This is a genomic window from Sinomonas sp. B1-1, from assembly GCF_050474465.1.
Taxonomy (GTDB): Bacteria; Actinomycetota; Actinomycetes; order Actinomycetales; family Micrococcaceae; genus Sinomonas; species Sinomonas flava.
In genome coordinates, this window is the sequence record NZ_JBCHVF010000001.1 from 926,394 (window position 1) to 939,716 (window position 13,323).

Annotated in this window: 13 protein-coding genes; 5 read left to right on the forward strand and 8 right to left on the reverse strand. The window is 73.5% G+C overall.

Annotation, left to right across the window (positions count from 1 at the left end):
• Nucleotides 1-79: 79 nt before the first annotated feature.
• On the reverse strand, nt 80-1,141 hold the full coding sequence (locus tag ACQ5BE_RS04295; protein WP_430295631.1) for a metallophosphoesterase: 1,062 nt from the start codon (nt 1,139-1,141) through the stop codon (nt 80-82).
• A gap of 142 nt (nt 1,142-1,283) precedes the next feature.
• Here ACQ5BE_RS04295 and ACQ5BE_RS04300 point away from each other — a divergent pair, with 142 nt between their 5' ends.
• Complete coding sequence (locus ACQ5BE_RS04300) at nt 1,284-2,111, forward strand: caspase family protein (RefSeq protein WP_430295632.1); 828 nt, start codon at nt 1,284-1,286, stop codon at nt 2,109-2,111.
• Nucleotides 2,112-2,165: 54 nt separating this feature from the next.
• Here the strand turns inward: ACQ5BE_RS04300 and ACQ5BE_RS04305 are convergent, their stop codons facing one another.
• Both ACQ5BE_RS04305 and mnmA read right to left on the reverse strand, forming a co-directional pair.
• Nucleotides 2,166-3,842, reverse strand: coding sequence for a hypothetical protein (locus ACQ5BE_RS04305; RefSeq protein ID WP_430295633.1), 1,677 nt, complete (start codon nt 3,840-3,842; stop codon nt 2,166-2,168).
• A gap of 81 nt (nt 3,843-3,923) precedes the next feature.
• On the reverse strand, nt 3,924-5,072 hold the full coding sequence (gene mnmA / locus ACQ5BE_RS04310) for a tRNA 2-thiouridine(34) synthase MnmA (RefSeq protein ID WP_430295634.1): 1,149 nt from the start codon (nt 5,070-5,072) through the stop codon (nt 3,924-3,926).
• 98 nt (nt 5,073-5,170) lie between these two features.
• Between mnmA and ACQ5BE_RS04315 the strand changes: the two genes are divergently transcribed.
• Complete coding sequence (locus ACQ5BE_RS04315; protein WP_430295635.1) at nt 5,171-6,421, forward strand: NAD(P)/FAD-dependent oxidoreductase; 1,251 nt, start codon at nt 5,171-5,173, stop codon at nt 6,419-6,421.
• Nucleotides 6,422-6,513: 92 nt separating this feature from the next.
• On the opposite strand, the gene ACQ5BE_RS04320 is transcribed toward ACQ5BE_RS04315, so the two are convergent.
• Nucleotides 6,514-7,737 (reverse strand): cysteine desulfurase family protein, encoded by a 1,224-nt coding sequence (locus ACQ5BE_RS04320; protein ID WP_430295636.1) that lies wholly within the window; start codon nt 7,735-7,737, stop codon nt 6,514-6,516.
• Nucleotides 7,738-7,794: 57 nt separating this feature from the next.
• The gene (locus ACQ5BE_RS04325) at nt 7,795-8,496 is read right to left on the reverse strand and encodes a winged helix-turn-helix transcriptional regulator (protein WP_430295637.1); all 702 of its coding nucleotides are present in this window, start codon (nt 8,494-8,496) and stop codon (nt 7,795-7,797) included.
• 89 nt (nt 8,497-8,585) lie between these two features.
• Between ACQ5BE_RS04325 and ACQ5BE_RS04330 the strand changes: the two genes are divergently transcribed.
• A complete protein-coding gene (locus ACQ5BE_RS04330) occupies nt 8,586-9,020 on the forward strand; it encodes a hypothetical protein (RefSeq protein WP_430295638.1) in 435 nt (144 codons plus the stop codon).
• Between the two features lie 33 nt (nt 9,021-9,053).
• Here ACQ5BE_RS04330 and ACQ5BE_RS04335 read toward each other — a convergent pair whose 3' ends face one another.
• Entirely contained in the window at nt 9,054-9,995 is a 942-nt protein-coding gene (locus tag ACQ5BE_RS04335; RefSeq protein ID WP_430295639.1) for a diacylglycerol/lipid kinase family protein, read from the reverse strand.
• Nucleotides 9,996-10,056: 61 nt separating this feature from the next.
• Here ACQ5BE_RS04335 and ACQ5BE_RS04340 point away from each other — a divergent pair, with 61 nt between their 5' ends.
• The gene (locus ACQ5BE_RS04340) at nt 10,057-11,013 is read left to right on the forward strand and encodes a J domain-containing protein (RefSeq protein WP_430295640.1); all 957 of its coding nucleotides are present in this window, start codon (nt 10,057-10,059) and stop codon (nt 11,011-11,013) included.
• A 65-nt stretch (nt 11,014-11,078) separates the two neighbouring features.
• Nucleotides 11,079-11,546, forward strand: coding sequence for a tRNA (cytidine(34)-2'-O)-methyltransferase (locus ACQ5BE_RS04345; RefSeq protein ID WP_430295641.1), 468 nt, complete (start codon nt 11,079-11,081; stop codon nt 11,544-11,546).
• A gap of 24 nt (nt 11,547-11,570) precedes the next feature.
• Here ACQ5BE_RS04345 and ACQ5BE_RS04350 read toward each other — a convergent pair whose 3' ends face one another.
• Both ACQ5BE_RS04350 and ACQ5BE_RS04355 read right to left on the reverse strand, forming a co-directional pair.
• Nucleotides 11,571-12,347, reverse strand: a complete 777-nt coding sequence (locus ACQ5BE_RS04350) for a PIG-L deacetylase family protein (RefSeq protein WP_430295642.1) — start codon at nt 12,345-12,347, stop codon at nt 11,571-11,573.
• A complete protein-coding gene (locus ACQ5BE_RS04355; RefSeq protein WP_430295643.1) occupies nt 12,347-13,309 on the reverse strand; it encodes an electron transfer flavoprotein subunit alpha/FixB family protein in 963 nt (320 codons plus the stop codon). The genes ACQ5BE_RS04350 and ACQ5BE_RS04355 overlap by 1 nt, the downstream gene beginning before the upstream one ends.
• Nucleotides 13,310-13,323: the final 14 nt, after the last annotated feature.

Here is a 13,323-nt window from a genome sequence, read left to right on the forward strand (position 1 = left end):
GAACGGTGACCTTCGCGGTGGACGCGGACGACGGCGCGCGGGCGGCGCGCCGTCGTCCGCTCCTCTGGCGGGACTCGCCTCAGCCGCTGAAGGGCACCCGCTCCCAGCTCAGGACGGGCGCCCCGGTGCCCGCGGCACCGTTCGGCGCCACGTTCACGCGGAGGTAGTTCTTCGCGTTCGAGGATCCGTCCACGGTCACGCGCGTGAGGTTGTCTGCCGAGCCCGTCACACCGTAGCGCGCAAGCCACGGCGAGCCCGCGGCGAGGGGCCGGTCGACGTTGTAGACGTGGCTGTCGCCGTCGAACAGGTAGACCTCGCCGTCGAAGGCCTGGGCCTCCTCGGCGAGCGCCTCCACGATCGGGGTGAAGGCGCTGATGTCGCTCCACGGCACCGTGTAGGTGGGGTCGAACATGTCGGCCTGCTGGAAGACCGCCACCGTCCGGTCGTTGCGCTGGCGCGCCTCGGCGAACGTCTTCCTGATCTCCGCGATGACAGCGTCGGTGCGGTGCGCGACCTCGTCGAGCTGCGCCTGGTTCGGCACTGTCTCGCCGCGGCCCGTCCACGGCTGGGTCGCGTTGTTGCTGCCCGGGACGTTGACGGCTGCGAAGGCGACGCGGTTGCGCGTGAAGTCGACGTTCTCCGGCAGCCCCAGCTCCGACTGGCTCCTGACGGGCATGGTGGCGCCCAGGGTCTTGCCCGGATCGTCGAAGAACACCTCGCGGAGCTTGCCGAGGCGCTCGAGCGGGCTGTATGCCCCGTTGTTGGCCCGGTGGCAGTCGGTCCACTCGTTGTCGCCCGGGGTGTAGACGAGCGGATGCGTGAACCGGTCGAAGTCTGCGCGGACCTGCTCGAAGTACGCGTCGGAGCATTCCGACGAGCCGTTCTTGATGTCGCCGACGTGCACCACGAAGTCGAGCGAGGAGTCGGCGTTGAGCTGCGCCACGTGCTCGGGGAACTCGGCGACCGCGGAGGCGCCGTACGGCGTGTCGCCGATGACGGCGAAGCTGAAGGCGGCCTGGGGTCCGGGCGCGGCGGGGACGGCAGGGCCGGCGACGGCCGGGCCGGCGACGGCGGCGACCGCGGCGGTGAGGGCGACGGTGGCGAGAGCGGCTCCGGCGCGACGACGGGTGGATGCGGGCATGGATCCTTCTTCCTGCGGGCTGACGGGGTAGGGACAGCGGCAGGCTAGTGCCGCCCGGCTTTCGCCCGGTGTCCGACAGGTGTACGGCCGGCGAACAGGGGCCTACCCTGTAGTCAGGGAGCTGGGCCCGGAGGAGGGCGTCATGGCTCGCGCAGCCCTGTGCATCGGCATCAACCGCTTCGCCGCACTCCCGGAGGACAGCTGGCTCGCGGGGTGCGTCAACGACGCCCACGACATCGCGGCGGCGCTGACCGGGGTGTTCGGCTTCGCGCCCGGCGAGGTCACGGTCCTCACCGACGCTGCCGCGACGAAGGCCGCGATCCTCGGCGCCATCGGGGACATGGTGGAGCGCGCCGTGGACGGCCGTCTCGAGCAGATCGTGCTGACGTTCTCGAGCCACGGCACCCAGATCCCCGACGACGCGTCCGACCCGGACGAGCCGGACCGGATGGACGAAGCCCTCGCCGCCTACGACATCACCACGGCCGGGGACCAGTGGGAGCGCGGCAGCGTGGTCGTCGACGACGACCTGCACGCGCTCCTGTCGCGCGTGCCCGCCCAGGTGATCACCGACGTCGTGCTGGACACGTGCCACAGCGGGACGGGGCTGCGCGCCTTCGACGCGCCGCGCGGCCGCCGCGCCCGGTTCCTCGCCCCGCCCGCGCCCGCCGGGGCCGCCGCCGCACCGGGTGCGGCGGCGCACAGCCTCCGCGAACTCGTCGCCTCGGGCCCCGGTCCCGTCCTCTTCGCGGCCTGCCGGGCAGACCAGACCGCCTCGGATGCCCCGTTCGGCGGCCGCTACAGCGGGGCCTTCACCCACTTCCTCCTCGAGGCCCTCACGAGCCAGCCGACGGCCTCGAGGTCTGCGACACACCGGGCCGTCACGGCGGCGCTGCGCGCCGCGAAGTTCGACCAGCGGGCACAGCTCGAGGGCACCGCGGCCCAGCGCGAGGCGGTCTGGGGCAGGTAGGCCCGACGGCGCGCGCCCGCCGCCGCGTGCTGCTCGCCGTGCCCGTCCGGCGCCTCAGGCCGGGAGGTCCTCACGTTCGCCCTCCTGGTGGTACGACGCCGCGGCTCCGGCAGCCGCCTCCCGCTCGGCCCGCGCAGTGGCCGCGCGGGCCTGCTGGCGTTCGCCGTTCATGACCGGCTTGAGGGCCGCGAAGCACAGCCGCCCGCCCTCGTCGAACCGCAGGACCGCGCCCCCGCGCACGGCGACGACCTCTCCCTCCGTCCTGAGCCCGAGCCTGTCCCGGGCCTCGCGGCGGCTGAGCCGGACGTCCTGGACGAAGGACGCGCAGATCTCCGAGACAACGAAGCCGTCTGGGCCCACCCGCACGGTGGGGCGCACGCGGTCGATCCGGATGCTCGTCTCCTCGTCCAGGTCCATGGCCCGCATGAGCCTGGGGTTGGCCCAGACGAAGCGGTTGAGCTCCTCGGGATCGGAGGCGAGTGCGGAGAGCCGCACCGGGTACTGCAGGCCCTCGAGGTCGTCGAGCCCGTCGAGCCGCGCGTCCGGGTCGGTCGAGAGGTCGATGTTCCAGAACATGTCCCGGAGCACCTCGCGGTAGCCCTTCGGCCGGGCCCCGTCCGGGCCGCTGGGGCGCCCGCACGGCGGGGTGTCGTACGGCATCATGACGAGGTCGGAGGCGAGGATGCCCCGCAGGAGGTCCGTCCACGTCGGGTCGACGGGCGGGAGGTAGGCCAGCGAGCGCAGGACCATGCCGAGCACCTGGCGTCCCACTCTGGCGCCGGACTGCGCGATCTGGAAGCGGCTCGAGCGGCCGCCCGGGCAGTCGAGGCGCTGCTTCCAGAGCTCGACCACGGTGTTGAGCACGGCCTGGACGACGATCTCCCCGCGCGCGTGAGGCTCCGGGAGGAGGGTCCACTCGAACGGCACCTCCCGGTCGAGCGGGCGCCGGACCGCGGACCGGGTGAAGAGGCCGTCGGCGAGGCCGAAGAGGCCCGAGCGCAGGATCTTCTCGTCCGCCTCCCGCGTCCCGCGGCCCTGCATCCCGGCCTCCTGGAGCATCTGCTCGACCCGGGCCTCGGAGGAGAACACCGAGAGCATGGCCACGAGGTCCGCCATGGCCTCGTGGAGCGCGAACCCGTCCAGGAGCGCGTTCGCGTCCGCCCAGCGGGGGCGGTAGCCGTCGAGGATCGCGTGGGTCACCTCGTGCGCGACCAGGTCCCGGTACAGGGCCATCGGGACATGGCGGCTGCTGCGCGGATCGGCGCGGTGGCCGAAGCGCACGGCCTGCCGCTGCGGGTCGTAGCCCGAGTCGCGGAAGTCGACGGGGTCGTAGGCATCGATGCGGAGCCGGTGTCCCCCGGCCCAGCCGAGCCTGCGGCCCATGGTCCGCTCGAAGATCTGCAGGGTGTCCGACGCGACCGCGTACACGTGCTGGGCGAGGAAGCGCCCGTCCGCGAGCAGCTGCTCGGTGTCCTCCGGCGGCGGCACGTCGTCGATCCCCCACAGACCGCCGTCGAGGGAGAGCGGGATCGGCTGGGCCTCGTCGCGCCCTGGCCTGCGCACCCGGACGTCGAGCCTCGCGCCGATGGGACCGCTCCGGACGCGTTCGAGGGGCACCCGCACGGAGGCGAGCGCGGCGGGCCGGCCGGTGAACGGGCCCTCAGCCAGGACGGTGAGGCTGACGAGACCCGCGCCGTAGGCTACCCCGGGCTGAGCGTCGTCCCGTGCCATCGCCGCCGCCTCGTGCCGAGGGGTCCGCGCAGGCGCGGGCCCGCAGAAGTGAGACCTGGGGCCATTGTGGCACCGGGCCGACTAGCGGGGAAGTAGCCTCTCGGGCGATCGGGCGGCGTCGATCGTGGCCTGCCCGAGGACCCTCGTCCCCTGGTAGAGGACCACCGTCTGCCCGGGGGCGACGCCGCGGAGGGGAGTCTCGAGCGTGACGACGAGCTCGCCGTCGTGCGCGTCCGGGGCGCCGGGGACGGCCGCCGGCTCGAGGCGGGCACGCGCGGGGACCGGATCGCCGTGGGCGCGGACCTGGGCTTCGCAGGCGAACTCCTCGCCTGTCTCCGCCTCGGACGGCGGCAGGCCCGCCCACGAGACGCGGATGCCGCGGATCTCCCCGACGGCGAGGAGCCGCTCGGGCCCCACCACCACGGTGTTGTCCTTCGGCCGGACCTCGAGGACGAAGCGGGGCCGGCCGTCGGGTGCGGGACGGCCGAGGCGCAGGCCGCGGCGCTGCCCCACCGTGTAGGCATTCGCGCCGGAGTGCTCGCCGACCTTCGTACCCGTCTCGTCGACGATCTCCCCGGGCTCCATCTCGATCCGCTCGGCGAGCCAGCCGCGGGTGTCGCCGTCGGAGATGAAGCAGATGTCGTGGCTGTCCGGCTTCGCCGCCACAGACAGGCCGCGGCGCTCTGCCTCGGCCCGGACCTCCGCCTTCGAGGGCGTGTCCGCGAGGGGGAAGAGGCAGTGCTCGAGCTGCTCGTGGGTCAGGACTCCGAGCACGTAGGACTGGTCCTTGGCCCAGTCGGCGGCGCGGTGCAGCTGGGGATGGCCGTCCGCGTCCCTGACCACCTTGGCGTAGTGCCCCGTGCAGACGGCGTCGAAGCCGAGCGCGAGGGCCTTCTCGAGGAGCGCGGCGAACTTGATGCGCTCGTTGCAGCGCATGCACGGGTTCGGGGTCCGGCCGGCGGCGTACTCGGAGACGAAGTCGTCCACGACGTCCTCCTTGAACCGCTCGGAGAAGTCCCAGACGTAGAAGGGGATCCCGAGCCGGTCGCAGGCGCGCCAGGCGTCGTTGGAGTCCTCGATGGTGCAGCAGCCGCGCGAGCCCGTGCGGAGCGTTCCGGGCATGCGGTTGAGAGCCAGATGGACCCCGACGACGTCGTGCCCCGCCTCGACGGCCCGCGCCGCGGCGACCGCGGAATCCACTCCTCCGCTCATGGCTGCCAGAACTCGCACCGGTCTATTCTAGCGTCCGGGGCCCCCGGCCGGGCGGCCCCCTGCGGTGGCTGCGGGGGCACCGGCCCGTGGCACCGCCGTCGTGCAGGGGAGGTACTGTGCAGCAGCCTATTGTCATCGTGGGCGGGGGCCTCGCGGCAGGATCGGCCGCGAAGACGCTCCGCCAGGAGGGCTACGACGGCCCGCTGACGATCATCGCCGCCGAGCGCCGCGAACCCTACCTGAGGCCGCCGCTCTCGAAGGAGTTCCTGAAGGGCCAGGAGAAGGAGGCGGACCTCCTGGTCAACCCCTCCGGCTGGTACGAGAAGAACGACGTCGACCTCCGCCTCGGCGAGCGTGCCGCCCAGATCATCCCGGGCGCCCACATGCTCCGCCTCGAGAGCGAGGCCCTCGTCCCGTACTCCAAGCTCCTCCTCGCGACGGGCGCGCAGCCGCGGGCGCTGGACATCCCGGGCGCACAGCTCGAGGGGGTGCACAGCCTCCGGCGGCTCGAGGACTCCCTCGCACTACGCGAGGAGCTCGCGGGCGGCGGGCGACGGGTGGTCATCGTGGGCTCGGGATGGATCGGCCTCGAAGTGGCCGCCGCCGCCCGCGAGTACGGCAACGAGGTCACCGTGCTCGGGCGGCACGCCTCGGTGCTGCGCCAGCTAGAGGGCCCGCTCGCGGAGGTCTTCCGCCGCGCGCTCGAGGCCGAGGGCGTCCAGTTCCGCCTCCCCGCGCACCCCGTCGAATTCGTCGCCTCGGCCGACCGCGAATGCGTGGCGGGCACGGTGCTGAACACCGGCGAGCGGATCGGGGCGGATCTGGTCCTCGTGGCCGTGGGCGTCGAGCCGGACACGGCGCTGGCCGAGGAGGCGCGCCTGCGGCTGCGGGACGGAATCCTCACCGACGCCTCGTTGCGCACGAGCGCCGAGGACATCTTCGCCGCCGGCGACGTCGCGAGCTCCCTCCAGCCGCGCACGGGCGACCATGTGCGCAGCGAGCACTGGTCGAACGCGCTCAACGGCGGCAAGGTCGCCGCGAAGGCGATGCTCGGCGTCGACGCGCAGCTGGACATCGCCCCCTACTTCTACACGGACCAGGCCGGGCTGAGCATGGAGTACTCGGGGTTCGGGCAGCTCGTGCGGGGCGCGCACCTCGTCCTGCGGGGCCGGATCGACACGCCCGAGGCGGCGAAGGAGGGGTTCGTCGCGCTCTGGGTGAGGGACGGCGCCGTCGTGGGCGGGATGAACGTCAACACCCCCAGGCAGCAGAAGGCGATCAAGGCGCTCATCGCCTCCCGTGCCCCGGTGGACGAGGCGCGGCTGCGCGACCCCGAGGTGCCGCTCCCGGAGCTCGCGGGAGTCTGACCCCTCCCGTCTGGGAGTCACCTTCTGGGAGTCACCTCCTGGGGGTCACCTCACGTGACCTCCAGGAGGTGACCCCCAGACGTACGGGGGCGTCAGGGAGCGCGGCGGGTGCTGGCCGTCTGGATGGTGCTCGCATGGCCGGCCATGCCCGCGGCGCGCGCCTGCGCCACGGCCGGCCCGATGGCCGCGAGCAGCGCGTCCACGTCCGCCTCCGTCGAGTTCCAGCCGAGGCTGAAGCGCTGGGCACCCCGGGCCTCGTCCTCGGTGCGGCCCATTGCCGTCAGCACGTGTGACGGGCGTGGGACGCCGGCGGTGCAGGCGGAGCCGGTCGACGTCGCGATCCCCGCCATGTCCAGCAGGAACAGGAGCGAATCGCCCTCGCATCCCGGGAACGTCAGGTGCGCTATCCCCGGCAGGCGGGCTTCCTCGCCGCGGTCGGCCGGTCCGCTCACGACGGCGTCCGGCACCTCGCGCACTATCCCGTCCAGGAGCCGGTCCCTCAGCCCCGCGAGCCGGCGCGACTCCTCGGGAAGGTGCGCGACGGCGTCGTGCGCCGCGGCAGCGAAGGCGGCCGCGCCCGCGGAGTCCAGGGTCCCCGAGCGGAGGCCGCGCTGCTGACCACCGCCGTGCAGGACCGGGGTGAGCACGACGTCGCGGCGCACCACGAGCGCGCCGACCCCCACCGGGGCGCCGATCTTGTGCCCGCTCACGGCCATCGTCGCGAGGCCGGAGGCGCGGAAGTCGACCGGGAGGTGCCCGAACGCCTGGACCGCGTCCGAGTGGACGGGGATGCCGTGCCCGGCCGCGATCCGCACGGCCTCGCGGACCGGCTGGACCGTGCCCACCTCGTTGTTCGCCCACATGAGCGCGACGAGGGCCACCGCGCCGGGATCCCGCGCGATCTCCTCGCGCAGGGCCTCGAGGCTAATCTCGCCGGCGGCGTCGCACGGCAGCCATACAGCCTCGGCTCCCTCGTGCGCCTCGAGCCACTCCACGGTGTCCGCGACGGCGTGGTGCTCGATGCCCGAGCACAGGATGCGGGTGCGCCGCGGGTCCTCGGCCTGGCGGGACCAGTAGAGGCCCTTGACGGCGAGGTTGTCCGCCTCGGTGCCGCCGGAGGTGAAGACGACCTCCGTGGGGTGCGCGCCGAGGGAGGCCGCGAGGGACTCGCGGGCGTCCTCGAGGGCGCGCCGCGCGGACTGGCCCGCGGCGTGGAGCGAGGAGGGGTTGCCGCCGCGCGCGATCTGGGCGGTGTACGCGGCGAGCGCAGCGGGCGTCACCGGGGTGGTGGCGGCGTGGTCGAGGTAGACGGGCACCCATCCACTGTAGGACGCGCCGGTGGCGGGAGTCCGCGGCAGCCTCCCCCGCGCGCGTCAGGGGCGGGGCACGACCCGGGCGCAGCACTCGTGGCCCGGCCCGTCGGGGTCCACGGGCTCGATCCCGTGCTGTCCGTCCCCGCAGCCGGCGAGCGCGCCGTCCAGGAGGGCGCCGTTGAGGCTGCACACCACCCCCCGGTACTCGCGCGAGAGCCGGTGGAAGGGGCAGTTGGACAGCTCGATCCCGCCGTCCGCCGAGGAGCGCGGGGCGTACCCGGCGGCCTCGAGCACCGCGCCGATGCTGCCGTGCGCGCGGCCGAGGGACTCCCCCGCTGCACGGCCCACGGCGGCGATGCACGCGGCCATCGGCTCGCCCTCGGCGATCGAGCGCTCCGCGGCCGCGGCGAGCAGCTCTCCCGCGAGCTCGTAGGACCGCTGCGGGACTGCCGCGACGACTTCCTGCACCGCGGGCTCGTAGAACTTGGACGGCCGTCCGGAGCCGGGACCACCGCTGCCGGCGGGCTTGGCGAACGTGGCGACCAGCACGCCGTCGTCCACGAGCCGGTCCAGGTGCGCCGCGGCGGTGCCGCGGGAGAGGCCGACGGCGTCCGCGGCCTCGTTCCGGCCCACCGGTCGGCCCGCCCCGCGCACGAAGAGGTAGAGCGCACGGCGGCGCTCCTCGCCCAGGGAGCCGAGGGCGCCCAGGCGGGCCCGCCACCCGAGCGGCTGCTGGGCACCATGGCTGGACGGAACGGGCATGCCTCAATGGTACGTCCAAAAAAGGAATTCCTTGTTTTAGAGGCGGCGCAAATCTAAAATCGGAGTTACCCGTTTTGGAAGGAGACATCATGTCAGCCACGTCAGCCCCACACGGACGGTTCCGGACCGCGGCAGCAAGCCGCTCGGGAGCCATGGCCATGGCGCCGGCGGACCAGGCGTTCTACATGCTGCGGACGCTCTACGTCGTGGCGCCGATCCTCTTCGGCCTCGACAAGTTCTTCAACATCCTCACGTACTGGCCCAACTACCTCGCCCCGGTCGCCACCACAGTGGTGCCGGTCAGCCCCCAGACGTTCATGTATGCCGTCGGGGTCGTGGAGATCATCGCTGGCCTCCTCGTCGCGTGGCGGGCGAAGTGGGGATCGCTCGTCGTCGCCCTCTGGCTGCTCGGGATCATCGTCAATCTGCTCGTGCTGGGGCACGGGTTCGACGTCGCGCTGCGCGACTTCGGCCTCATGGTCGGCGCGCTCGCCCTCAACCGCCTCGCCTCGCGCCGGGCCTGACCCGGCCGGCCCGCAGGCCTCTCTGCTGGCCCGTCAGGCCGCCCCGGACCGCTGGGGGTCCGAGGAGGCCGGCGCGGCCAGGACCGCGAGGGCACCGGGAACCACGCTGATGGTGACGGGGGCAGGCGCAACCCGCTCGCCGTCCGCGTACACGACCACGCCGGGACCGCCCAGCGAGACCTTGGACGCGCGCGAGAGGTCGACGGCGGGATGCCCCACGTGCTGCCCGCGGAAGACCTTGGGGAAGACCCCCAGGAGGGCGAGCCGCGTCAGGGGACGCACGACGAACAGGTCCAGCACGCCGTCGTCCGCGCGGGCCTCGGGCGCCACGCGCATCCCTCCCCCGAGGGACGGCCCGTTGGCGACCGAGACGAGCATCGCCCGCTCGTTCCGGGGCGTGCCGTCGACCGTGAGCTCGAACGGAATGGGCCTGAAGGTGGCCAGCTCGCGCAGGAGGGCCAGCGTGTACTTCGCCGCCCCGCGGGGCCAGCGCCAGGAGTTCGCCCGTTCATTGACGCGGGCGTCGAAGCCGGCCGAGGCGACAGCAAGGAAGTGCCGCTGGCCGCCGTCCCACTCGATCAGGCCCAGGTCCAGGGACTTCGGCGGGAGCTCCAGCGCCGAGAGCGCCGCCTCCACGGCACCCTGCACCGACCCGAGCGGGACGCCCAGGAGGCGCGCGGCGTCGTTGCCCGTCCCGGCCGGGATGACGCCCAGGGGCACGCCGGTACCCGCGAGGACGTTCGCCACGAGGTTCACCGTCCCGTCCCCGCCGGCCACCAGGACGGCATCGGCGCCGTCGATCTCCCCGGCCACCGCTGCCGCAAGGGCCGAGCCGCTCCCCCGGACGAGTTCGGTGACAGTGGCGCCGCGGGCCCTCAGGAGGGCAGCGGCCTCCCGCGCCCGGACCCCGCCCTGTCCGGACGAGGCAGCGGGGTTGACGGCGAGAACCAGCCGTAGAGGGCGCGGGGAGGGCATGCTCAGGATTATTCCAGCGGATGCCCAGAATCTGCGGGTGCGGCGCCCCTAGGATGGGAGCATGCCGCCGCACGTCCCCTCGCACTACGAGGTCCTCGGCGTGCCCGTGACAGCCAGCGAGGCCGACCTCAAGCGCGCGTACCGCCGTGCCGCGCGCCTGCACCACCCGGACCATGGCGGCGACGTCATCGAGTTCCGGCGCGTCACCCTCGCCTATGAGGTCCTCTCCGACCCGAAGCGGCGCACCGAGTACGACCGCAGCTACTTCACCTCGGCACCCCAGCAGGAGTCCGCCCGCGGCGCCGGGGCGGGGACGCCGCCGTCGTCCGGAGCGGGGCGCACGACGCCGGGCGGCAGCTTCCGCGCGCGGGCCGCCTCCCGCGAGGCGGGACGGCGCAATCCGTCGGGCGAGCCTGCGGTGTACGTGCCTCCGTTCGCGCCCGGGACCACCCCGCTCGTCCCCGCCGAGGTCGCCGCGCGTGCCGAGCACGGCGTCCCCCGCCGCAGGGGCCTGTTCGGCGCAGACGCCCGCATCCAGCGGGAGCTGCGGACGGCCGCGCTGATCCGGCGCCAGGTCCTGACCTCGATCCCCGCCGCGCGGCTCTTCAACGGCCTCCGCTCCCCCGCCTCATCGGTGCACATCGCCCACGCGGTCCTGGCCGGCTACCGGCTCGCGCTCGTGGACTCGATGCTCGTGCCGGCGGGCAACTACGCGTGGGACGGCGCGCACCTGCTGCACGGCGGCCGCGTGGTCGCTCCGCCGCGCCTTGCCGAACAGGTCCGGCACTTCCAGAACCTGTTCCCCGAGCTCAACGTCCAGGGGTTCGTGCTCGTGCAGACACCCCAGGAGAACCTGCACGAGCCGGTGATCGATGTCCGCCGCGGGACGGAGGGGCTCATCGAACCCCGCAACGCGGCCAAGTTCCTCCGCGAGCTCACGTTCTTCCTCGCCTCCGGCCCGCAGCCGAACGTCGTGTTCGTCCCGGCGTTCGCGCGCCTGCTCACCGGGCTGCACTGAGGCTCGCGGCCCAGCCGCCGCGCACCGTCGCGGTGCCGCGCCGCGGCGGCCGTAGGATGGAGGGCGTGTTCCGCATCCTCTTCTACACCCCCGAGATCCCCGGCAACACGGGAAACGCCATCCGGCTCGCCGCGGTGACGGGCTCCGAGCTGCATCTCGTCGAGCCCCTCGGCTTCGATTTCGAGGACGCGAAACTCCGCCGTGCCGGCCTCGACTACCATGACCTCGCCGTCGTGACCGTGCACAAGAGCTTGGACGACGCCTTCACGGCACTCCTGCCCGCCCGCGTCTTCGCCTTCACGTCCCACGGCGACACGCAGTTCGCGGACGTCGACTACCGTCCCGGCGACGTGCTGTTCTTCGGGCCGGAGTCCGTGGGGCTGCCTGAGGACGTCCTCGCCGACCCCCGTCTCACCGCGCGCGTCCGCCTCCCGATGCAGCCTTCGCGCCGCTCGCTGAATCTCGCCAACGCGGCATCGATTGCCGTGTACGAGGCATGGCGCCAGAACGGGTACGCCGGCGCGCAGCTCTGAGGCTCCGGCGCGAGCCCGCGGCCGTCAGAATCCGGCGATCGTCTCCGGGTTGTTGACCGAGACGACGTGGAATTCCTCGGCCGAGGACCCCTCGGCGAGCCCTGCGGCAGAGGCGCTGGCCCGCATGCGGCTGCGCACCGACTCCTCCATGGCGGCGACGTCGGGGTGCTGGCTGATGTGCACCTGGAGCGCGGTGATCTTCGTGTCGACGAATGCGCTCACGTCCACGCGGTGGTTGGTCCGCTCGGCCGGGCCTGCGTAGAGCCACAGCCACGGCACGCGGTAGGCGTCCAGCCCGGCCTCGGCGAGCTCGGGGTAGGCGAAGGGGTTCTCCACCGCCGGGTAGATGGCCCGGGTGACCGCCTCGCCGCAGGCGAGGTGGTCCGGGTGGGACTTCTGGATGCGGTCCCAGTTCCGCTCGGGGTGCATCGCGAGCACGACGTCGGGCCGCACCCGCCGGATGAGCTCGACCACGTCGCGCATCACCTCGTGCGACGGCTCGAGGTACCCGTCCCGGTAGCCGAGGAAGTGGACGTCGTCCACCCCGACGAGCGCGGCCGCGGAGCGCTGCTCCTCGTGCCGCATGGCGACGATGCTGGCCCGGTGGGCCGGGTCGAAGCCGCCCGCGTCGCCGTCGGTCATGATGCAGTAGTGCACCTCGACGCCGGCGGCCGTCCACGCTGCGACCGTCCCGGAGACGCCGAAGTCCAGGTCGTCCGGGTGTGCCCCGAAGGCCACGACCCGGCGCACCGCGTGGCGTGCCGGGTCGAAGGGCCCGGTGGCTGCAGGGGCCTCGGGCATCAGCCGCGGCGCCGCTTGATCTCGGCCGCGGCCTGCGGGAGGACCTCGAAGAGGTCCCCGACGATGCCGAGGTCCGCGATCTCGAACACCGGGGATTCGGGGTCCGAGTTGACCGCGACGATGACCTTGGCGGTCTGCATGCCGGCCTTCTGCTGGATGGCGCCCGAGATCCCTGCGGAGATGTAGAGCTGCGGCGAGACGGTCTTGCCCGTCTGGCCCACCTGGAGGTCGTGGCTGACCCACCCGGCGTCGGCCGCGGCGCGGGAGGCGCCGACCGCCCCGCCGAGGGCGTCGGCGAGCTCCTCGATGGGCCCGAAGTCCCCGTCGGTCCCGCGTCCCCCGGCCACGACGACGCGCGCCTCGGTGAGCTCGGGCCGCCCGGTGACGGGCTTCTCGGTCCGGCCGGTCACGCGGGCGGCGCGGGCGAGCGCGGCCTGCGGGACGGGAACAGTCACGGGCTCCGCCGCGCCCGCCGCCCCGGCCGGCGCAGCCTCGACGCTGTTCGGCTTGACCGTGACGATGGCGACGGCGCTCGTGGCACGGGCCCTGACCTCGTAGGACCCGGCGAGGACGGACTTGTGCACCGTGCCGTCGGCCTCGAGGGCCACAACGTCGGTGACCACGCCGGCGTCGAGCCGCACGGAGAGCCGCGCCGCGGTCTCCTTGCCGGTCGGCGAGTTGTCGAGCACGACGGCGGTGATCCCACCTGCCGCGGCGACCACGTCGGCGGCCCAGGCGGCCGAGGGGCCGACGAGGTACCCGGACAGGTCGGCACCCTCAGGCACGTACACGGCCTCGGCGCCGTAGTCGGCGAGCTCGCCCCGCACCGCATCGGAGACCGGGCCGGTCGCGGCGACAGCGATGGTTCCGAGGATGCGTCCGGCGGTGAGGACCTCCCGCTGGGACTTCGTGAGGGACGCTCCGGGGGCGTCGAGGACAACCAGGACATTTGCTGCAGTCATGAGTTCTCTCTCCC